We start from the raw sequence: 20478 nt of genomic DNA on the forward strand, positions 1-20478 counted from the left end.
CTGACCGGCTGAGGCCTCATGTGCTCACATTCTCATCCTTGGGACTTGCAGCGCTAACGTGCCCCGCACTGGATCGTTCCGCAGGGCTCGGAATTATTTTGCCCTGCTGCCGGGAGGTGCGGCGTTCCTAAGCCTTCTCCTCCCAGATCATCGCGAGATGCACGATCGTCTGCACCGCCTTTTCCATGTCCTGCCGGCTGACCCATTCGAGCCGCGAATGAAACGCGTGCTCGCCGGCGAAGATGTTGGGGCAGGGCAGGCCCATGAAGGACAGGCGCGAGCCGTCGGTGCCGCCGCGGATCGCGGTGCGCATCGGGCGCAGGCCGGCACGGCGGATCGCCTCGATGGCATATTCGAGGATCTGCGGGTGACGGTCGATCACCTGCTTCATGTTGCGGTACTGCTCCCTGACCTCGAACTTGTAGGTCGAGCGCGGATAGTCCTTCATCACGTCCTTGACGATGTTCTCGAGCAGGACTTCCTTCTCCTTCAGCCCTTCCTCGGTGAAGTCGCGCACGATGAAGGAGAGCGTCGCCTGCTCCAGCGCGCCGTCGATGCCGATCGGATGCAGAAAGCCCTGCTTGCCTGACGTCGTCTCGGGCGAGCAGCCTTCCTTCGGCAGCCGCTCGACGATTGCCGCGGCGATCTTGATCGCGTGCTCCATCTTGCCCTTGGCGTAGCCTGGATGTGCGCTGACGCCGTTGATGGTGATGGTGGCGCCGTCGGCCGAGAAGGTCTCGTCCTCGACGCTGCCGGCGCTCTCGCCGTCCATGGTATAGCCGAAATCGGCGCCGAGCTTCTTCAGGTCGACATTGTCGACGCCACGGCCGATCTCCTCGTCCGGCGTGAACAGGATCTTGATGGTGCCGTGCTTCACATCGGGGTTGTTGATGAAGAAGTGCGCGGCATCCATGATCTCGGCAACGCCGGCCTTGTTGTCGGCGCCGAGCAGCGTGGTGCCGTCGGTGGTGATGATGTCGTTGCCGATCTGGTTCTTCAGCGCGGGATGTTCAGTGAAGCGGATCACCTGGCTGGTATCGCCCGGCAGGGTGATATCGCCGCCGCGATAGTCCTTCACCAGCTGCGGCTTGACGTCCTTGCCGGTCACGTCGGGCGAGGTGTCCATGTGCGAGCAGAAACAGATCACCGGCACCTTCTTGGTCGTATTGGCCGGAATCGTTCCGTAGACGTAGCCGAAGTCGTCGAGATGCGCGTCGGCGACGCCCATGGCCTTCAGCTCGGCGGCGAGCACGCGGCCGAGATCTTTCTGCTTCTCGGTCGAGGGCGAGGCCGGGGATTCCGGATCGGACTGGGTGTCGATGGTGACGTAGCGCAGGAAGCGTTCGGTCACGGTGTGCGAAAAGGAGAGGGAGGACATTTCTGGTCAAACCGCCGGGTCTTGGGGAAGGCTTGGGGGAAGCAGGCGGTATATCAGAAAAGCGGGCCGTGATGCGGCCGGAACGAAGCGGATCAGGCTTAACGAAACGTAGCTGCTAGATCGCTTCCTTGAGCTCCTTGACCGGGCGGAAGGCGACCTTCTTGCTGGCCTTGATGTGGATCGCCTCGCCGGTGGCGGGGTTGCGGCCGGTGCGGGCGGCGCGCTTGCGGACCTGGAGGATGCCGAGACCGACGATGCGGACGCGGTCGCCCTTCTTGAGGTGCTTGGCGATCAGATCGACCATGTCGGTCAGGACGGCCTCGGCGTGCTTCTTCGAGAGGTCCTGGCTCTCCGCAATGTCAGCGGCGAGGTGCTTGAGCGTGATGGTGGCAGGAGCGGCTGCCTTCTTCGCCGAATCCTTCTTGGCCGAATCCTTCTTAGCCATGTCTGGCCTCCTCAATGACAGGGAAGCCCCGGAAAAGCCGGTAAAGCGTGGGGATCCCTCAAAGTTCTCGAAGGCGTAGACGATTCGGGCGCGGGCTGACTATGCCACGAGTTCCCGACCACCAGTTCCCGCCGGATGCCGGCAATCGCCGACCGTGCCGAGAAAGGCATCGAGAAGTTCGGGCTAAGACTATGAAGGGATTGCCAAAATGGCGCGAGAGACGGGGCTCGAACCCGCGACCTCCGGCGTGACAGGCCGGCGCTCTAACCAACTGAGCTACTCCCGCGTGGTTCGCTGAAAGCGCGCGGAACGAGGGGGGACTTAAAGGGGCGACATGTTGAAGTCAAGGACGTTGCGCTTTGTCAGGACGTATCGGCTAAGCATTGCTCTGGAAAACGAAAAAGGCCGCCAGGCGGCGGCCTCTGTCAGCCCGAAACAAGGCGTGTCAACGAATCTCGGACGTGCCCGCGTTGGTCACCACCACCGGCTTGCCGGCCTTGATCACGTGGGTCGACTGGGCGGTCTGGCTGTAATCGACGTTGGTGCGGGCTGCGATCCCGAAGCCGGCGACCAGAATACCAGCAACCAGCGCCACCACCACGATCTTCAGGTGGGTACCGCGATCAGCCGAGTGAAATGAGTGGTTCATCTGAGCCTCCCGACGGGCTTCGCCGTCGTCTATGGGCTCACGTCTTAAGGACCATCTGTTTCCGGATGGTTTCGCGGGTTCCGCAAAATGGTTTCATTATTACGCCGGCTGGGTTTCGCCGGGCTTGCGGCCGAGCCGGCTTCAGGCGGTCCGGCCGATATCGCCCCGGATCGTGCGGGCCGCCCAGACGAACAGCAGGGCTCCCAGCGTGGTCGTGACCGCCGCCGAGAGCAGGGAATAGCGCACGGCGTCCGCGCCATAAGTGCCCTTCAGGGCGTCGTTGACCATGCCGACGGCCAGCGGGCCGACGCCCTGGCCGAAGCAGGTGGCGGTCAGCGCGATCAGGGCGGAGGCGAGCGCCCGCATGCTCGGCTTCGCCACCGTCTGCGCGATCGCGAAGATCGGTCCGAGATGGAAGCCGACCAGGAACGAGGTCAGCGCCAGCATGGCGACCATCAACGAAAAATCCTGCGTCAGCATGCACAGCGCGAACACCGGGCCGGCCAGCCCTGAGGTGATCGCCGGCGCCCACAGCTTCCAGCGGTCGTCGCGGCGGCTGATCTGCGCCACCACGAAGCCGCCGAGCAGGGTGCCGGCCATGCCGGCGAGCCCCTTGAAGGTGCCGGCATAGGTGCCGATCTCGGCGCTCGACAGATGGTGCACGCGTGCCAGGAACGGCGGGATCCACGCCGCCGTTGCGTAGTTCGTGTAGGTGGTGAGGCAGAAGCCGACCAGCACGATGATGAAGCTCTGCTGCGAGGCCAGGAAGCGCAGTGTCGGCCCGAGCGGCTCGGGCACGAAACTCTCCTGCATCGCGCCGCGCTTCGGCTCGGAGATCGTCAGCCACAGGATCAATGCGAGCAGGATGCCGGGCAGGCCGGCGACGTAGAACGCCATCCGCCAGCCATAGTGCTGGTTGACGTAGCCGCCGATGAAATAGCCGAGGAAGACGCCGAGATAGGTGCCGATGGCGTAGATGCCGAGCGCGCGCGGCCGCTCGTTCTTGGTGAAGAGATCGGCGACGATCGACTGCGAGGCGGGCGAGCCCGCGGATTCGCCGATGCCGACGCCGATGCGCGCCAGCGCCAGCGAGGTCACGCTCGAGGCCGCGCCGCACAGCGCGGTCATCGCACTCCAGAACGCAAAGGCCACCGCGACGATGTTGCGCCGGTTGAGCCGGTCGGCGACGCGCGCGATGGGAATGCCGAGCAGGGAATAGAACAGTGCGAAGCCGAAGCCCGCAAGCAGGCCCATCATGGTGTCGCTGAGCTGAAACTCCTTCTTGATCGGCTCGATCAGGACGTTGAAGATCGTGCGGTCGAGGAAGTTCAGCGCATAGATGATGGTGAGCAGGCCCAGCACGTAATAGCGGCGCGGTGAGGGGGGCGCCGCCGCGGCCGTTTGCACCGAGACTTGTGACGTCACATCGACCATCGCATCCCCCAATTTGTCTTTGTTATCGTTGCCGGTCCAGCCCTTCGTGAGGCTGGTCGAGAGCGTTTTCGAGCGAAGTGGATACCGGTTCGCGTGAAGAAAACGCGCCAAACAAAAACTCAGCCTTCGCGGATGTAATTCCCCGCTTCGAATTCGACCGGCGCAGCACCTGCGTCGAACGACACGCCGATCGGATCGCGGTCTGCCTCCATCGCCTCCAGTTGCTCGCTCAGCAAGCGCCGGATCATCAGGATGCCGCGATCGCTCTGGCCGAAATGCTCCTCGGAGTGAACGGTCACGGGGCCTTGGCCGACTTGGGCCTCGTAATCGCCGGGGAATTGCTGGTGCTCGGCTTCCGTCATGTCCCACCAGAATTTTCCGTTGAACTTCGAGCGCATGCGGCCGATGTCGCCGGAAGTCTTGACGCGGCCGGCGACGTAGATGCGGAACGAGGTGTCGTCGATCGGCAGCGTCCAGCCGATCGACTCGACGCGGGCGAATTGCGCCACGCGCGGATTGGGAACGACGCGCAAGGTGGGGAGGGCGGCTTCGGTGACGCGGTAAAACACCTTGCCGTCGTCCTGCTTGCGGATCGAGCGCACGGCGATGCCGCGCGGCGTCTTGTCGAACTTCACCTCCGGCATCGAGGCCATCATGTTGGTGAATTGGGGTCCCGAGAACGAGCCGTGCAGCACCGGCACGTGATAGGGATCGACCACGTTCTCGAAATGCTGGAGCCAGTTGCAGGGGATGATCGCGGGGCCGCCGCCGCCGATCGAGGAATCGTCGGCCTCGACGAACTCGCCTTCGTCCATGTTTTCCAGGCATTCGTAGGCCGGCAGCACCGGGCGTTTCTCGGCCGGGCCCATATAGGCGAAGATCAGCCCGTAGCGCTCCTCGACCGGGTACCAGGGCTGGCGCACCTTGTCCTTGAACTGGCCACCGTCGGGCTCGCAGGGCTGCTCGAGACAGTGGCCTTCGGCGTCGAACTTCCAGCCGTGATAGCAGCAGCGGATGCCGTCTTCCTCGACCTTGCCATAGTAGAGCGTGGTGCCGCGATGGCAGCAGCGCGCGTGCAACAGGCCGGCGCGGCCATGCTTGTCGCGGAACAGCACCAGATCCTCGCCGAGCGCACGCACCTTCTTCGGCGTGTCGGCGGCGTCGCTGACCAGCCCGACCGGATGCCAGTAGCGGCGCAGCAATTCTCCCATCGGCGTGCCGCGCACGACCGAGGTGAGCTCGGTACGCGTATGCGCCGGCTTCGTCGCATAGGCGGTGCCGAGATCGCGATCCCGCTGGGTCATCGTCATGCTGTTCCTCCCGCCGCTGGCCTTGGTGGCCGGGTCGTTTTGGTGCGGTGACACAGTGAAAGATAAGTCGATGACAATGTCAACGATCTTCCGGAATGCCTCTTAATCGCATTTCGATGTGGCTGGGGAGGTTGCGCTACCAGCGCTTGGCACGCCCCGGCTTTCTTGGCAGAGGTGGATCATGAGCCAGACATCGAGCAGGGACGGGCACGCATCGCCCGATCCGGACGAAAGCCACTCGCCGGCGCCGATCACCGTGATGCTGTCGTCACGGCTGATGGTGCTCGCCAATTTGCTCAAGCGCGGCGCGATCCTGCGCTACAAGCGCCTCGCCGGACTGTCCTCGGTCGAATTCGGTCTCGTTGCTTCGCTCGGTCGCCGTCCGCCGATGAGCGTGGCGCGGCTCGCCGAAGCCGTCGGCCAGGACAAGGGCCAGATCAGCCGCGCGCTCGCGGAACTCGTCTCGCGCAAGCTGATCGCGAAGTCGGCGAACCCGAAGGACAGCCGCGAGGTGCTGGTTGCGCTGACCGCGGCAGGGCTCGCCGCGCATGACGCGATCGTCGAAGGCGCGCAGGAGCGCAATCGGCAATTGCTGCAACAGTTGAGCAAGGACGAGTTCGAGACGCTGCTGGCGCAGATCGATCGTCTCACGGCGACAGCCGAGAAGATGCTCGAGGCCGAGAAAGTTTCACGCTGATCTCTCGGAAATCTCCGGGAACATTGGATCATTTCTAAGAACCCTTCTAAGAGGCTTTCAATTAGGGAATTCGCGCGCGCTCACCTAAGCGTCACTGCAAGCGCCTGCCGTTGGGGGAACGACGGCATGACGCAAGCAAACAGACATGTTGGGGTGCGCGTTGAACAGTCTTCGTATGCTGCGGTCGGCCGTCTTGGCGACCGCGTCTGCTTTCGCAGTGGTACCGCAGGCATCGCTTGCGCAGTCCTCGGCGCAAGGCGGTGCGCAAAACCTGCCGTCGGTCACCGTCGACGCGCCGGAAACGCGCCGCCGCGCGCCAGCTGCCGCCGTGCGCCGCGCGACGCGGCCGTCGCCGCAGACCGCCGCCAGCCGCAGACCGCTTCAGCAACGCAATGTCGGCTTCGTCGAAACGCCGCGCGGACCGGTGAACGGCTACGTTGCCAACCGCAGCTCGTCCGGCACCAAGACCAACACTCCGATCATGCAGACGCCGCAGTCGGTCTCTGTGATCGGCGCCGAGCAGATCCGCGACCAGAAGCCTAACAAGCTCGACGAGGTCCTGCGCTACACCGCGGGCGTGCGCGCCGGGACCTTTGGCGCCGACACCCGCAACGACTGGTGGCTGATCCGTGGCTTCAAGTCCGACGACATCGGACTGTTCCTCGACGGCATGCAGCTGTTCTACACTGCGTATGCGAGCTGGAGGCTTCCGCCGTTCAACATGGAGCGCGTGGAGGTGCTGCGCGGTCCGTCGGCAGTGCTTTACGGCGGATCGAGCCCGAGCGGCATCGTCAACGTCATCAGCAAGATGCCGCCGACGGAGCCGATCCGCTACGTCGAGACCGGGGTCAACAATTTCGGCAACGCCTATGTCGGCTTCGATGTCGGCGGCCCGGTCGCGACGCAGCCCGAAAACGGCAAGCTGTTCTACCGCGTCGTCGGCCAGGTGCAGAACGGCCCGACCCAGGTCAACTTCACGCCCGACAACAACTACTTCATCGCGCCGTCCTTCACCTGGAGGCCGGATGCCGACACCACCTTCACGGTGCTTGCTTCGGCGTCGAAGACCGACACCCGCGGCATCAACTTCCTGCCTTACCAGGGCACGGTGACGAACGCGCCGTTCGGCAAGATCCCGACCAGCTTCTTCGCCGGCGATCCCAGCGTCGATAAGTTCACGCGCGAGCAGGAGATGCTCGGCTATCAGTTCGAACGCAATCTCACCGACGATCTAACTTTCCGGCAGAATGCGCGATTTGCGCATATCGACCTGACCTATCGCGGCTATATCGGCAACGGCTGGGACAATATCAATGCGGCCTCTCTTGGTCGCTACAATTGGTATGCTAAGGACACCGCCAACCAGGCCGATCTCGACAACCAGCTGGAATATCGCTTCAACACCGGTCCTGTCAGGCACACGATGCTGTTCGGTGTCGATCTGAAAGGGTATCAGATCGACGACTATCAGGCCTTCAACTTCGGCACCGTTCCTCCGATCAATGTGCTCAATCCGGTCTACGGCATTAACATCCCGCTCACAGGCCCGCCGTTCCGTAACTTCCTGATCACGCAGAAGCAGGCCGGCACCTACGTCCAGGACCAGATGAAGCTCGGTAACTTCACGCTGGTGCTGAGCGGCCGCAACGATTGGGTCGAGACGACGCAGGCCGCCCGTGACACTGGGGCGACGCTCGCCAGCAACAATGACAGCCAGTTCAGCGGTCGCGCAGGCTTGATCTACAATTTCGACAACGGCATAGCGCCCTACATCTCCTACGCGACGAGTTTCAACCCGATTATCGGGCTCAACGCGCAAAATCAGCTGTTCCAGCCGGAGACCGGCCAGCAGGCCGAAATCGGTGTCAAGGTCGCCCCCAAGGGATTTGATGGCTACTTCACTGCCTCCGTGTTCAACCTGAAGCGCCAGAATGTACCCACTACCGATCCGATCATCACCACGCTGCAGAACCAAACCGGCGAGGTGACCTCGCGCGGCATCGAGCTCGAAGCGGTCGCAAATGCGACGAAGGAGTTGAAATTCATCGGCGCCTTCACGGCCTATCATCTCTTCACCAGCAGGGATCTCGATCCGGCGCTGGTCGGCAAGACGCCGACCAACACGCCTGAATTGCTCGTCTCGGGCTGGGCGGACTACACCTTCAAGGACGGGCCGCTCGAAGGGTTTGGTTTCGGCGGGGGCGTGCGCTATGTCGGCTCCTCCTGGGCCGACACCGCCAACACGCTCGAGGTTCCCGCGGTGGTGCTCGGCGATCTCGCGGTCCATTACGAATGGCAGAACTGGCGCACGGCAATCAACGTGATCAACCTGACCGACAAGATCTACGTCGCAAGCTGCGCGGCCGCCTCGTCATGCTTCTACGGCGACCGCCGGCGCGTCACCGCCAGCGTCTCCTACAAGTGGTAGGCACCGGCGAGGGGAGGGCCTCGTGAAGGCGCGCACGGTCAGGCTCTGGTCCATGGTCCACACCTGGACCAGCCTGATCTCGACCGTCTTCCTGCTGCTGCTCTGCCTGACCGGCCTGCCGCTGATCTTCCATCACGAGATCGATGAGCTCCTGGGCTATGCCCCCAGCCCGAAGCTCATGCGGGCGCGGCGCGTGCGACGACGCAAGCCGTCGCCGACGCCGCGCTCGCCGCCGATCCCGGCCGGGTGCTGCAATATATCGCCTGGGACAAGGACGAGCCCGGGATCGTGACGGCGTTCACCAACAGCGCCGTCGACGGGCTGCCTGACAACACGACCGTGCGCGCATTCGATGCGGTGTCGACCAAGCTGCTCGGACCGGTCGGCATCGGGCCGATGCTGATCATGCTCAAGCTGCATACCGACATGTTTGCCGGCCAGCCCGGAAAACTGTTCCTCGGCGGGATGGGCCTGCTGTTCGCCATCGCCATCATCTCCGGCGTGGTGCTGTACTGGCCGTTCACCCGCCGGCTGCGCTTTGCCACCATTCGCGGTCACGCCTCGCGCCGCGTGCGCTGGCTCGACTGGCACAATCTGATCGGCGTCGTGACGGTGGCCTGGGCGCTGGTGGTTGGCCTCACCGGCGTCGTCAACACCTGGGCCGAGCTGATGCTCAACCAGTGGAAGGCCACCGAGCTTGCCAGCATGGTCGCGCCCTATGCCGGCAAGCCGCCGCCGTCGCATCTGGCTTCGCTCGACGACGTCGTGGCGCGCGCGAGGCAGACGGCGCCCGGGATGGAGGTTGCCTTCATCGCGTTTCCGGGAACGCCGTTCACCTCCTCGCACCACTTCGCCGCCTTCATGCGCGGCGACACGGCGCTGACGGCGCGGCTCCTCAAGCCGGTCCTGCTCGACGGCGAAACGGGGGAGGTCGCCGACAGCCGGGCGCTGCCGGTCTATCTCCAGGCGCTCCTGATCTCGCAGCCGCTGCATTTCGGCGATTATGGCGGGATGCCGCTCAAGGTGATCTGGGCCGTGCTCGACATTCTTACGATCGTTGTGATCGGCAGCGGCCTCTATCTCTGGCTGGCACGGCGGCGCAAGCGCGCGCCCGCCCGGAGCGACGCATTCGCCAGACGAAGCCCGGTCCCGTCGTGATGCATGGCTCCTCTGATCGCTCGGGCCTGTGGATACGTGTCTTTGCTGCACCCATCCTGCTCGCGGCTGCGACCATCACCGGCCTGCTGGCTGCGCTGCTCTGGGGACCGGTCGGCCAGTATGTCGCCTGGGTGACGGTGGGAGCCCCGGTGCTGGTCATTGTCTGGGTCTGGGTGCGCTGCCGCACCCAGAAAACGGGGCAATTATCGCGGACGACACGCGGCAAATAGCGGCCTCAGTCCGTGTGCCGCAATCTTCGAACGGCTGCCTTGCAAAACTGTGGCCGCCCTTGCTGGGATTGGCGATCTGCTCCATACCAGCCGCGGGGCGATTCCGGGATTTCTATCGTTCTGGGGGCGGCAAAGGGCCTAAAAAGAGCGTGTCTTGCGCCCATTGGTGCACTGCGCTAAGGCTCAGAACAATTCCAAACTGGACGAATCCGTGGCTGTCCCGAGGCTGCGGGAAAAAGGGCTCGTCAATGAGCGGCATTCTGCAGAACTATCTTCCACTCGTCGTCTTTATAGGGGTAGCGGGCCTCATCGGCCTCGTGCTGCTGATCGCGCCCTTCATCGTGGCGTTCCAGCAGCCGGACCCGGAAAAGCTGTCGGCGTATGAGTGCGGTTTCAACGCCTTCGACGACGCTCGCATGAAGTTCGACGTCCGTTTCTATCTGGTCGCCATCCTCTTCATCATCTTCGACCTCGAGGTGGCGTTCCTGTTTCCCTGGGCGGTTGCGTTCGGCAAGCTTGGCGCGACCGGCTTCTGGTCCATGGTGGTGTTCCTCGGCGTGCTGACGGTCGGGTTCGCCTATGAATGGAAGAAGGGAGCACTGGAATGGGATTGAACCCTGCAACGTCCTCGGGCCCGGTCGTAGCGCCGGCCCCCAAGGGCATCCTTGATCCGTCGACCGGCAGGCCGGTTGGCGCCAACGATCCGTTTTTCCTCGAGGTCAACTCCGAGCTGTCCGACAAGGGCTTCTTCGTGGCCGCGACCGACGACCTCATCACCTGGGCCCGTACCGGCTCGCTGATGTGGATGACCTTCGGTCTCGCCTGCTGCGCGGTCGAGATGATGCAGGTCTCGATGCCGCGCTACGACGTCGAGCGCTTCGGCTTCGCCCCGCGCGCCTCGCCGCGCCAGTCCGACGTGATGATCGTCGCCGGCACCCTGACCAACAAGATGGCGCCTGCGCTGCGCAAGGTCTACGACCAGATGCCCGAGCCGCGCTACGTCATCTCGATGGGCTCCTGCGCCAATGGCGGCGGCTACTACCACTATTCCTATTCGGTCGTGCGCGGCTGCGACCGGATCGTGCCGATCGACATCTACGTGCCGGGCTGCCCGCCCACGGCGGAAGCGCTGCTCTACGGCGTGCTGCTGCTGCAGAAGAAGATCCGCCGCACCGGCACCATCGAACGCTAAGGTTTTACGTCATGGACGACGCCAAGCTCGACGCCCTGGGGCAGACGATCGTTAGCGCGCTTCCGGGCGCCGCCATCGGTCATTCGGTTGCCTTCAACCAGCTCACGGTGGATGTCGAGGCCAGCAAGATCGTCGAGGTGGTCAAGTACCTCCGCGACGATCCGAAATGCCGGTTCATCAACTTCACCGACATCACGGCCGCGGACTATCCGTCGCGCGAAAAACGTTTCGACGTGATCTATCACTTCCTGTCCCCGACCCTGAACACGCGGATCCGGCTCAAGGCCCAGGCCGACGAGACCACGCAGGTGCCGTCGCTGATCGACGTGTTCCCGGGCGCCGACTGGTTCGAGCGCGAGGCCTACGACCTCTATGGTGTGTTCTTCGTCGGTCACCCCGACATGCGCCGCCTGCTGACCGATTATGGTTTCGAGGGCCATCCGCTGCGCAAGGATTTCCCGACAACCGGTTTCGTCGAGGTTCGCTACGACGACCAGGAGAAGCGGGTGGTATACGAGCCCGTCCGGCTCAACCAGGAATTCCGCAAGTTCGATTTCCTCTCGCCTTGGGAAGGGGCGGACTATCCGCTTCCCGGTGACGAGAAGGCGGGACCGAAGGTCTGATCATGAACGAGCAACCCGAACAGCTTCGCAATTTCACCATCAACTTCGGGCCCCAGCATCCGGCTGCGCACGGCGTGCTGCGTCTGGTGCTGGAGCTTGACGGCGAAGTCGTCGCCCGCGTCGATCCCCATATCGGCCTGCTTCACCGCGGCACCGAAAAGCTGATCGAGCAGAAGACCTATCTCCAGGCGATCCCTTACTTCGACCGGCTCGACTACGTCGCGCCGATGAACCAGGAGCACGCCTTCTGTCTCGCCGCTGAAAAGCTGCTCGGCATCGAGGTGCCGCGCCGTGGCCAGTTGATCCGCGTGCTGTATTGCGAGATCGGCCGCATCCTCTCGCACCTCCTCAACGTCACCACGCAGGCGATGGACGTCGGCGCGCTGACCCCGCCGCTGTGGGGCTTCGAAGAGCGCGAGAAGCTGATGGTGTTCTACGAGCGCGCCTCCGGCAGCCGTATGCACGCAGCTTTCTTCCGCGTCGGCGGCGTGCATCAGGACCTGCCGCAGAAGCTGGTCGACGACATCGAGGCCTGGTGCGATCCGTTCCTGAAGGTCGTGGACGACCTCGATCGCCTCCTCACCGCCAACCGCATCTTCAAGCAGCGCAACGTCGACATCGGCGTGGTGCCGTTGAAGGAAGCCTGGGAGTGGGGCTTCTCGGGCGTCATGGTGCGCGGCTCGGGCGCGGCCTGGGACTTGCGCAAGTCGCAGCCCTATGAATGCTACGCCGAGATGGATTTCGACATCCCGATCGGCAAGAACGGCGACTGCTACGATCGCTACCTGATCCGCATGGAAGAGATGCGCCAGTCCGTGCGCATCATGAAGCAGTGCATCCAGAAGCTGAACGCAGCCGACGGGAAGGGGCCTGTCGTCGTCGAGGACAACAAGGTCGCGCCGCCGCGCCGGGGCGAGATGAAGCGCTCGATGGAAGCGCTGATCCACCACTTCAAGCTCTACACCGAAGGCGTCCACGTGCCGGCCGGCGAAGTCTACGCCGCGGTCGAGGCGCCGAAGGGCGAGTTCGGCGTCTATCTGATCTCCGACGGCACCAACAAGCCGTACAAGTGCAAGATCCGCGCGCCGGGCTTTGCGCATCTGCAGGCGATGGACCACATCTGCCGCGGCCATCTGCTAGCTGACGTCTCGGCGATCCTCGGCTCGCTCGACATCGTGTTCGGAGAGGTCGATCGGTGATGGCGCAGGCGCCAATCCAGTTTGACCGTGCCTCGGGGGCCCTTGAAGGGGCCAACCTGTGGGAGCGGACGGCTGCCTTGGCGCTGGTGACGGGATCGAAGATCTCCTCGCACTTCTCGCACATGGGCTACATCGCCTGCGCGAACCTGCTGCGGAAGACGCTGCCCGAGCGCAATATCGCGATCAGGCTCAATCCCGACGCCGTGTTCGAATTCCCCTACGGCGACGGCTACTGGAGCAAGCTGCTCAACCGCTCCTACAATTACGAGGACGAGCTGGAGGTCCTGTTCACCGACTCCATCGACGTCGACTACACGCTGCTCGATTGCGGCGCCAATTACGGCTACTGGTCGGTGCTGGTCTCGAGCAAGCCGTTCGGATCGCACAAGGCGATCGCGATCGAGCCGTCGGGGCAGAACTATCCGAAGCTTGCCAACAACGCTCGCGTCAACGGCAACCGCTTCGAGACGCTGAAATGCGCGATCGGTGCGGCGCGCGGCACCGCGCGGCTAACAGGCACCAAGCATGAGGCCTTCAGCATCGCCGGTGCACCGTCGACGGGCGGCGAGGACGTGCCCGTTCTCGCGCTCGACAATCTCATCGACGACGGCAAGGTGGCGGCCCACGGCAAGTACCTGATCAAGCTCGACGTCGAGGGCGTCGAGATCGAGGCGATCAAGGGCGGCGCACGGCTGCTTGAGACCGACAGCGTCATCATGTGCGAGGAGCACGGCAGCGACCGTTCTCATGCGGTGTCGCGCTTTATCCTCGAACAGACGCCGCTGAAGCTGATCGTGTTCGATCCGCGCAGCAACCGGATGGAGACCGTGACCGAGCTGTCGATCCTCGACCGCATCAAGGTCTCGACCCATGTCGGCTACAACGTTTTCGGCACCGCAAGCGCATTCTGGCAGGACAGGATCGATGCCCTGAATGCGAAAACCGCGCGCCGTATGCAGTGAGAGATAAGAGATGTCCGTTCGCCGATTAGCACCGAAGGAAGTCCAGCCCGCGAGCTTTGCGTTCACGGAGGAGAACCTCGCATTCGCCAGGCAGCAGATCGCGAAATATCCGGCCGGACGCCAGGCCTCCGCGGTGATCGCCATCCTCTGGCGCGTCCAGGAACAGCACGACGGCTGGGTGTCGGAAGCCGCGATCCGCGCTGTCGCCGACTTGCTCGACATGCCCTATATCCGCGTGCTCGAAGTCGCGACCTTCTACACGATGTTCCAGCTCGCTCCCGTCGGCAAGAAGGCCCACGTCCAGGTCTGCGGCACCACGCCGTGCCGCCTGCGCGGCGCCGAGGATCTCATCCACGTCTGCGAGCACCGCATCCACCACGAGCCGTTCCATCTGTCCAAGGACGGCAATTTCAGCTGGGAAGAGGTGGAGTGCCTCGGTGCCTGCGTGAATGCGCCGATGGTGCTGATCGGCAAGGACACCTACGAGGATTTGACCAAGGAAACTTTCGGCAAGGTGCTCGACGGCTTCGCCTCGGGCAATCCGCCGAAGCCCGGTCCGCAGAACGGCCGCCAGTTCTCGGCGCCGACGGGTGGGCCGACCACGCTGAAGGAGATCACCTGATGGGCGATCTCCCCGCAATTGGAGGGAACGAGGCCGTGAACAAATGGGGCTTCGTCGCCATGCACGCCGCGGTCGCGGCCGCCTTCATGTTCCTGCTGCAGCGCTTCGTGATGAACGCGACGCAGGAGAGCAGCCTACTCTGGGCGCTGACCTTCGCAGTCTGCGCCGCCGGACTTGCCTACAAGCAGTCCAATCGTTGATCGGAAAGCACTGAAATGCTCGAGGACAAGGACCGCATCTTCAAGAACCTCTACGGCCTCCACGACTGGGGGCTCGAGGGCGCGCGGCGCCGCGGCGCCTGGGATGGTACGAAGAATATCATCGACAAGGGCCGCGACTGGATCATCAACGAGATGAAGGCGTCGGGTCTGCGCGGGCGCGGCGGCGCCGGCTTCCCAACCGGTCTGAAATGGTCGTTCATGCCGAAGGAATCGACCGACGGCCGGCCGAGCTATCTCGTCGTCAACGCCGACGAATCCGAGCCCGGCACCTGCAAGGATCGCGAGATCATGCGGCACGATCCGCATCTCCTGATCGAAGGCTGCCTGATCGCGAGCTGCGCAATGAACGCGCATGCCTGCTACATCTATGTCCGCGGCGAGTTCATCCGCGAGCGCGAGCATCTCCAGGCCGCGATCGACCAGGCCTATGAGGCGAAGCTCGTCGGCAAGGACAATGTCAACGGCTGGCCGTTCGATATCTACGTCGCGCACGGCGCCGGCGCCTATATCTGCGGCGAGGAGACCGCGCTGCTCGAAAGCCTTGAAGGCAAGAAGGGCCAGCCGCGCCTGAAGCCGCCGTTCCCGGCCAATGTCGGCCTGTTCGGCTGCCCGACCACCGTCAACAACGTCGAGTCGATCGCGGTTGCGCCCGACATCCTGCGGCGCGGTGCGGCCTGGTTCGCCGGCATCGGCCGTCCGAACAATGTCGGCACCAAGCTGTTCTGCATCTCCGGCCATGTCGAGCGGCCCTGCAACGTCGAAGAGGCCATGGGCATTCCGTTCCGTGAGCTGATCGAGAAGCATTGCGGCGGCATCCGCGGCGGCTGGGACAACCTCAAGGCCGTGATCCCCGGCGGCTCCTCGGTGCGCATGGTGCCGGCCGAGCAGATCATCGACACGCCGATGGATTTCGACAGCCTGAGCAAGCTGCGCTCGGGTCTCGGCACCGCGGCCGTGATCGTGATGGACAAGTCGACTGATTTGATCCGCTCCATCGCCCGCATCTCCTATTTCTACAAGCATGAGAGCTGCGGCCAGTGCACGCCGTGCCGCGAGGGCACCGGCTGGATGTGGCGCGTCTTGACCCGCATGGCCGACGGTCGCGCCCACAAGCGCGAGATCGACATGCTGCTCGAAGTCACAAAGCAGGTCGAAGGCCACACCATCTGCGCGCTCGGCGACGCAGCCGCCTGGCCGATCCAGGGCCTGATCGCGCATTTCCGTCACGAGATCGAAGCGCGCATCGACCAGTATTCGCACAAGGCTGACATCGACGATATCGGCGTCCGCGATCCCGTGAACATGGTCGCGGCGGAGTAGAGAGAATGACCAAGCTCATCATCGACGGCAAAGAGATCGATGTCCCCGCCGAGTACACGCTGCTCCAGGCGTGCGAAGCTGCGGGCGCCGAGATTCCGCGCTTCTGCTATCACGAGCGGCTGTCGATCGCCGGCAATTGCCGGATGTGCCTCGTCGAAGTGAAGGGCGGCCCGAAGCCGGTCGCAAGCTGCGCCTGGGGCGTGCGCGATTGCCGTCCGGGCCCCAAGGGCGAGCCGCCGGAAATCTCCACACGTTCGCCGATGGTGAAGAAGGCGCGCGAAGGCGTGATGGAATTCCTTCTCATCAACCATCCGCTGGACTGCCCGATCTGCGACCAGGGTGGCGAGTGCGACCTGCAGGACCAGGCGATGGGCTATGGTGTCGACACCAGCCGCTTCGCCGAGAACAAGCGCGCGGTCGAGGACAAGTACCTCGGCGCGCTGGTCAAGACCTCGATGAACCGCTGCATCCAGTGCACGCGCTGCGTCCGCTTCTCGGCGGAAGTCGCCGGCGCGCCCGAGATGGGCGCCACCGGCCGCGGCGAGGACATGGAGATCACGACCTATCTCGAGCACGCGCTGACGTCCGAATTGCAGGGCAATCTCGTCGACATCTGCCCGGTCGGCGCGCTGACCTCGAAGCCCTATGCTTTCGCGGCGCGCCCGTGGGAGCTCGGCAAGACCCAGTCGATCGACGTGATGGACGGCATCGGCTCGGCGATCCGCGTCGACACCCGCGGCCGTGAGGTGATGCGCGTGCTGCCGCGCATCAACGAGGCCGTGAACGAGGAGTGGATCTCCGACAAGACCCGTCACGTCGTCGACGGCCTGCGCACCCAGCGCCTCGACCGGCCCTATATCCGCGAGGCCGGCAAGCTGCGGGCGGCGAGCTGGCCGGAAGCCTTCGCCGCGATCGCTGCGAAAGCGGCGCGCACCGACGGCAAGCGCATCGGCGCGATCGCCGGCGACCTCGCCGGCGTCGAGGAGATGTTCGCGCTGAAGGACCTGCTCGCCAAGTACGGTTCGGGCAATCTGGCGGTGCAGGGCGGCGACGCCTTCGATCCCGCGCTCGGCCGCGGCTCCTACATCTTCAATCCGACGCTGGTCGGCGTCGAGCAGGCCGACGCGCTGCTCATCATCGGCGCCAATCCGCGCAAGGAAGCGGCCGTGTTCAACGCGCGCATCCGCAAGCGCTGGCGCGCCGGCGGCTTCAAGGTCGGCGTGATCGGCGCCAAGGTCGACCTGACCTACGACTATGATCATCTGGGTGCGGGCACCGAGACGCTCGGCGAGCTCGCGGCCGGCAAGCACTCCTTCATGGACGTGCTGAAGAACGCCAAGAACCCGATCATCCTGGTCGGCGCGGGCGCGGCCTCGCGTCACGACGGCGCCGCCATTCTCGCCGCCGCCGCCAAGCTCGCGCTCGATGTCGGCGCGGTGAAGGACGGCTGGAACGGCTTTGGCGTGCTGCACGAGACCGCCTCGCGCGTCGGTGCGCTCGATATCGGCTTCTTCGCGACGGCAGGCGGCCTGAACGCCGCGCAAATGACAACCTTCGGCACGCTGGACCTGCTGTTCCTGCTCGGCGCCGACGAGATCAAGCCGTCGGACGGCACCTTCGTCGTCTATATCGGCACCCATGGCGACCGCGGCGCGCATCGCGCCGACGTCATCCTCCCGGCGGCCGCCTACACCGAGAAGTCCGCGATCTACGTCAACACCGAAGGTCGCGTGCAGATGACCGGCCGTGCCGCGTTCCCGCCGGGCGAAGCCCGCGAGGACTGGGCGATCGTGCGCGCCCTGTCGGAGGCGCTCGGCAAGAAGCTGGGCTACGACTCGCTGTCGGCGCTCCGCCAGGCGATCTTCAAGGCCGTGCCGCACCTGATCCGCCTCGACCAGATCGAGGCCGGCGCCGCTGACCAGATCAAGAAGCTGGCGGGGAAGGGCGGCTCGCCGGAGAAGGCACCGTTCAAGCCGGCGATCGAGGACTTCTATTTGACCAACCCAATCGCGCGTGCGTCCGCCGTGATGGCGGAATGCTCGCGGCTTGCCTCCGGGCAGATGCTGACCGCAGCGGAGTGAGCCGATGGAATTCTTCGAAAGCGCGTTCTGGACCGGTTTCCTCTGGCCGCTGATCATCATGGTCGCGGAGAGCGTCCTGGTGCTCGTCGTCCTGCTGGTCGCGATCGCCTACATCCTGCTCGCCGACCGCAAGATCTGGGCGGCGGTGCAGATCCGCCGTGGCCCGAACGTGGTCGGCCCCTGGGGCCTGCTGCAGTCCTTCGCCGACCTCCTGAAGTTCGTGCTGAAGGAGCCGATCATCCCGTCCGGGGCCAACAAGGGCGTGTTTCTCCTTGCTCCCTTGGTCTCATGCGTGCTCGCGCTCGCGGCCTGGGCGGTGATCCCGACCAATCTCGGCTGGGTGATCTCCGACATCAATGTCGGCATCCTCTTCATCTTCGCGATCTCGTCGCTGTCGATCTACGGCATCATCATGGCCGGCTGGTCGTCGAACTCGAAATACCCGTTCCTGGCGGCGCTGCGCTCGGCGGCGCAGATGGTGTCCTACGAGGTCTCGATCGGCTTCGTCATCATCACCGTGCTGCTCTGCGCCGGCACGCTGAACCTGTCGGCGGTCGTCGAGGCCCAGCATGCGCGTGGCCTCGCCAGCCTGATCGGGTTGCCGCAGCTCACCATCCTGAACTGGTATGTGTGGCCGCTGTTCCCGATGTTCGTGATCTTCTACGTCTCGGCGCTGGCGGAAACCAACCGTCCGCCGTTCGATCTCGTCGAAGCTGAATCCGAGCTCGTCGCCGGCTTCATGGTCGAATACGGCTCGACGCCGTATCTCTTGTTCATGCTCGGCGAATACGTCGCGATCGTCACGATGTGCGCGATGGCCACGATCCTGTTCCTCGGAGGCTGGCTGCCGCCGGTGGACCTGCCGCCCTTCAACTGGGTGCCGGGGATCATCTGGTTCTCGCTCAAAGTGTTCTTCATGTTCTTCCTGTTCGCGATGGCAAAGGCGATCGTGCCGCGCTACCGCTACGACCAACTGATGCGCCTCGGCTGGAAGGTTTTCCTGCCGCTGTCGCTGGCGATGGTGGTCGTGGTGGCTGGCGTGCTGCATTTCGCCGGCATCGCGCCGAAGTGAGGCCGTCATGGGTATCAATGTCAACGCCACTGCACGCTCGCTCCTGCTGTCGGAATTCGTCTCGGCGTTCTTCCTCGCCATGCGCTATTTCTTCCAGCCGAAGCCGACGCTGAACTATCCCTTCGAGAAGGGCCCGATCTCGCCGCGCTTCCGCGGCGAGCATGCGCTGCGCCGCTATCCGAACGGCGAAGAGCGCTGCATCGCCTGCAAGCTGTGCGAAGCCATTTGCCCGGCGCAGGCCATCACCATCGAGGCCGGCCCGCGCCGCAACGACGGCACCCGCCGCACCGTGCGCTACGACATCGACATGGTGAAGTGCATCTATTGCGGCCTCTGCCAGGAGGCCTGTCCGGTCGACGCCATCGTCGAAGGTCCGAACTTCGAGTTCGCGACCGAGACCCGCGAGGAACTTTTCTATGACAAGGCCAAGCTGCTCGCCAATGGCGACCGCTGGGAACGCGAGATCGCGAAAGCGATCGAGCTCGACGCGCCGTACCGGTGAGATGAGAGCATGATCCTTCCCGCGCTGTTCTTCTATCTCTTCGCCGGCGTCTGCGTCGCCTCGGCGGTGATGGTGATTGTCTCGCGCAATCCCGTGCACTCCGTGCTGTACCTGATCCTGGCCTTCGTCAACGCCTCCGGCCTGTTCGTGCTGATGGGCGCCGAATTCCTCGCGATGATCCTGATCGTCGTCTATGTCGGCGCGGTCGCGGTGCTGTTCCTGTTCGTGATCATGATGCTCGACGTCGACTTCACCGAGCTGCGCGAGGGCTTCATCGAGTACCTGCCGGTCGGTCTCGTGATCGGCGGCATCTTCCTGTTCGAGCTGCTGCTCACCGTCGGCTTCTGGGTCATCAACCCCGGCGTCTCCAAGACGATCACGGCGGCGATTCCGACCAATGTCAGCAACACCGAGGCGCTCGGGCTCGTGCTCTATACGAAGTACATCCACTACTTCCAGCTTTCGGGCATGGTGCTGCTGGTCGCCATGATCGGCGCCATCGTGCTGACGCTGCGCCACAAGGCGAGCGTGAAGCGGCAGGACATCAACGTTCAGAACGCGCGCACGCCCGAGATGGCGATGGCGATGCGCAAGGTGGCGCCGGGGCAGGGGCTCTCGGATGCCGACGCGGCGGAGTGGGTGAAATGACGATCGGGCTCGGACATTATCTGGCGGTCGGCGCGATCCTGTTCACGCTCGGGATCCTCGGCATCTTCCTGAACCGGAAGAACATCATCGTCATCCTGATGTCGATCGAGCTGATCCTGCTCTCGGTCAACGTCAACCTCGTCGCGTTCTCGACCTTCCTCGGCGACATCGTCGGCCAGGTCTTCGCATTGCTGGTGCTGACCGTTGCGGCTGCGGAAGCCGCGATCGGTCTCGCCATCCTGGTGGTCTATTTCCGCAACCGCGGCTCGATCGCGGTTGAGGACGTCAATCTGATGAAGGGCTGAGC

At 64.1% G+C, this 20478-nt stretch carries 23 protein-coding genes and 1 tRNA gene; 18 read left to right on the plus strand and 6 right to left on the minus strand.

The features are described from left to right. Positions 1–127 precede the first annotated feature (127 nt). From pepT to BJ6T_RS22915, 6 genes are all read right to left on the minus strand, one after another. Positions 128–1378 (minus strand): peptidase T, encoded by a 1251-nt coding sequence (gene pepT / locus BJ6T_RS22890; RefSeq protein WP_014494845.1) that lies wholly within the window; start codon positions 1376–1378, stop codon positions 128–130. 115 nt (positions 1379–1493) lie between these two features. Then, positions 1494–1823 carry an HU family DNA-binding protein gene (locus BJ6T_RS22895; protein WP_014494846.1) on the minus strand — a complete coding sequence of 110 codons (330 nt, stop codon included), beginning with the start codon at positions 1821–1823 and terminating at the stop codon, positions 1494–1496. A 209-nt stretch (positions 1824–2032) separates the two neighbouring features. Then, a tRNA-Asp gene (locus BJ6T_RS22900) sits at positions 2033–2109 on the minus strand. Between the two features lie 159 nt (positions 2110–2268). After that, on the minus strand, positions 2269–2472 hold the full coding sequence (locus tag BJ6T_RS22905; RefSeq protein WP_014494847.1) for a hypothetical protein: 204 nt from the start codon (positions 2470–2472) through the stop codon (positions 2269–2271). 141 nt (positions 2473–2613) lie between these two features. Further along, complete coding sequence (locus tag BJ6T_RS22910; protein ID WP_014494848.1) at positions 2614–3906, minus strand: spinster family MFS transporter; 1293 nt, start codon at positions 3904–3906, stop codon at positions 2614–2616. Between the two features lie 119 nt (positions 3907–4025). Then, complete coding sequence (locus BJ6T_RS22915; RefSeq protein ID WP_014494849.1) at positions 4026–5216, minus strand: aromatic ring-hydroxylating dioxygenase subunit alpha; 1191 nt, start codon at positions 5214–5216, stop codon at positions 4026–4028. Between the two features lie 181 nt (positions 5217–5397). Here BJ6T_RS22915 and BJ6T_RS22920 point away from each other — a divergent pair, with 181 nt between their 5' ends. The 18 genes from BJ6T_RS22920 to nuoK all read left to right on the plus strand — a co-directional run bounded on the left by BJ6T_RS22920 (position 5398) and on the right by nuoK (position 20476). Further along, positions 5398–5913: a MarR family winged helix-turn-helix transcriptional regulator gene (locus BJ6T_RS22920; protein WP_014494850.1), complete on the plus strand. Its 516-nt coding sequence runs from the start codon at positions 5398–5400 to the stop codon at positions 5911–5913. 175 nt (positions 5914–6088) lie between these two features. Further along, on the plus strand, positions 6089–8341 hold the full coding sequence (locus BJ6T_RS22925; RefSeq protein WP_014494851.1) for a TonB-dependent siderophore receptor: 2253 nt from the start codon (positions 6089–6091) through the stop codon (positions 8339–8341). Between the two features lie 22 nt (positions 8342–8363). Further along, complete coding sequence (locus BJ6T_RS49175) at positions 8364–8633, plus strand: PepSY domain-containing protein (RefSeq protein ID WP_014494852.1); 270 nt, start codon at positions 8364–8366, stop codon at positions 8631–8633. Further along, on the plus strand, positions 8588–9499 hold the full coding sequence (locus BJ6T_RS22930) for a PepSY-associated TM helix domain-containing protein (protein ID WP_014494853.1): 912 nt from the start codon (positions 8588–8590) through the stop codon (positions 9497–9499). The genes BJ6T_RS49175 and BJ6T_RS22930 overlap by 46 nt, the downstream gene beginning before the upstream one ends. Beyond that, complete coding sequence (locus tag BJ6T_RS22935; RefSeq protein ID WP_038958772.1) at positions 9499–9729, plus strand: hypothetical protein; 231 nt, start codon at positions 9499–9501, stop codon at positions 9727–9729. The genes BJ6T_RS22930 and BJ6T_RS22935 overlap by 1 nt, the downstream gene beginning before the upstream one ends. Positions 9730–9977: 248 nt before the next feature. Continuing rightward, positions 9978–10343: an NADH-quinone oxidoreductase subunit A gene (locus BJ6T_RS22940; protein ID WP_007603535.1), complete on the plus strand. Its 366-nt coding sequence runs from the start codon at positions 9978–9980 to the stop codon at positions 10341–10343. Next, a complete protein-coding gene (locus tag BJ6T_RS22945) occupies positions 10334–10921 on the plus strand; it encodes a NuoB/complex I 20 kDa subunit family protein (protein WP_014494855.1) in 588 nt (195 codons plus the stop codon). The genes BJ6T_RS22940 and BJ6T_RS22945 overlap by 10 nt, the downstream gene beginning before the upstream one ends. Positions 10922–10932: 11 nt before the next feature. Further along, complete coding sequence (locus tag BJ6T_RS22950) at positions 10933–11544, plus strand: NADH-quinone oxidoreductase subunit C (protein ID WP_014494856.1); 612 nt, start codon at positions 10933–10935, stop codon at positions 11542–11544. 2 nt (positions 11545–11546) lie between these two features. Continuing rightward, on the plus strand, positions 11547–12743 hold the full coding sequence (locus BJ6T_RS22955) for an NADH-quinone oxidoreductase subunit D (protein ID WP_014494857.1): 1197 nt from the start codon (positions 11547–11549) through the stop codon (positions 12741–12743). Further along, positions 12743–13705 (plus strand): FkbM family methyltransferase, encoded by a 963-nt coding sequence (locus BJ6T_RS22960; RefSeq protein ID WP_014494858.1) that lies wholly within the window; start codon positions 12743–12745, stop codon positions 13703–13705. The genes BJ6T_RS22955 and BJ6T_RS22960 overlap by 1 nt, the downstream gene beginning before the upstream one ends. Before the next feature lie 10 nt (positions 13706–13715). Then, complete coding sequence (gene nuoE, locus BJ6T_RS22965; RefSeq protein ID WP_014494859.1) at positions 13716–14327, plus strand: NADH-quinone oxidoreductase subunit NuoE; 612 nt, start codon at positions 13716–13718, stop codon at positions 14325–14327. After that, positions 14327–14527, plus strand: coding sequence for a hypothetical protein (locus BJ6T_RS22970; RefSeq protein WP_014494860.1), 201 nt, complete (start codon positions 14327–14329; stop codon positions 14525–14527). The genes nuoE and BJ6T_RS22970 overlap by 1 nt, the downstream gene beginning before the upstream one ends. A gap of 15 nt (positions 14528–14542) precedes the next feature. After that, positions 14543–15868 (plus strand): NADH-quinone oxidoreductase subunit NuoF, encoded by a 1326-nt coding sequence (gene nuoF / locus BJ6T_RS22975; RefSeq protein WP_014494861.1) that lies wholly within the window; start codon positions 14543–14545, stop codon positions 15866–15868. A 5-nt stretch (positions 15869–15873) separates the two neighbouring features. Beyond that, positions 15874–17949 (plus strand): NADH-quinone oxidoreductase subunit NuoG, encoded by a 2076-nt coding sequence (gene nuoG, locus BJ6T_RS22980; RefSeq protein ID WP_014494862.1) that lies wholly within the window; start codon positions 15874–15876, stop codon positions 17947–17949. Between the two features lie 4 nt (positions 17950–17953). Continuing rightward, complete coding sequence (gene nuoH, locus BJ6T_RS22985) at positions 17954–19021, plus strand: NADH-quinone oxidoreductase subunit NuoH (protein WP_014494863.1); 1068 nt, start codon at positions 17954–17956, stop codon at positions 19019–19021. Positions 19022–19028: 7 nt separating this feature from the next. Then, entirely contained in the window at positions 19029–19523 is a 495-nt protein-coding gene (gene nuoI, locus BJ6T_RS22990; protein WP_014494864.1) for an NADH-quinone oxidoreductase subunit NuoI, read from the plus strand. A 9-nt stretch (positions 19524–19532) separates the two neighbouring features. Continuing rightward, complete coding sequence (locus tag BJ6T_RS22995; RefSeq protein ID WP_014494865.1) at positions 19533–20171, plus strand: NADH-quinone oxidoreductase subunit J; 639 nt, start codon at positions 19533–19535, stop codon at positions 20169–20171. Continuing rightward, positions 20168–20476, plus strand: coding sequence for an NADH-quinone oxidoreductase subunit NuoK (gene nuoK, locus BJ6T_RS23000; protein WP_008136131.1), 309 nt, complete (start codon positions 20168–20170; stop codon positions 20474–20476). The genes BJ6T_RS22995 and nuoK overlap by 4 nt, the downstream gene beginning before the upstream one ends. Positions 20477–20478 lie beyond the last annotated feature (2 nt).

The sequence above is a fragment of the Bradyrhizobium japonicum USDA 6 genome (genome assembly GCF_000284375.1).
Lineage (GTDB): Bacteria > Pseudomonadota > Alphaproteobacteria > Rhizobiales > Xanthobacteraceae > Bradyrhizobium > Bradyrhizobium japonicum.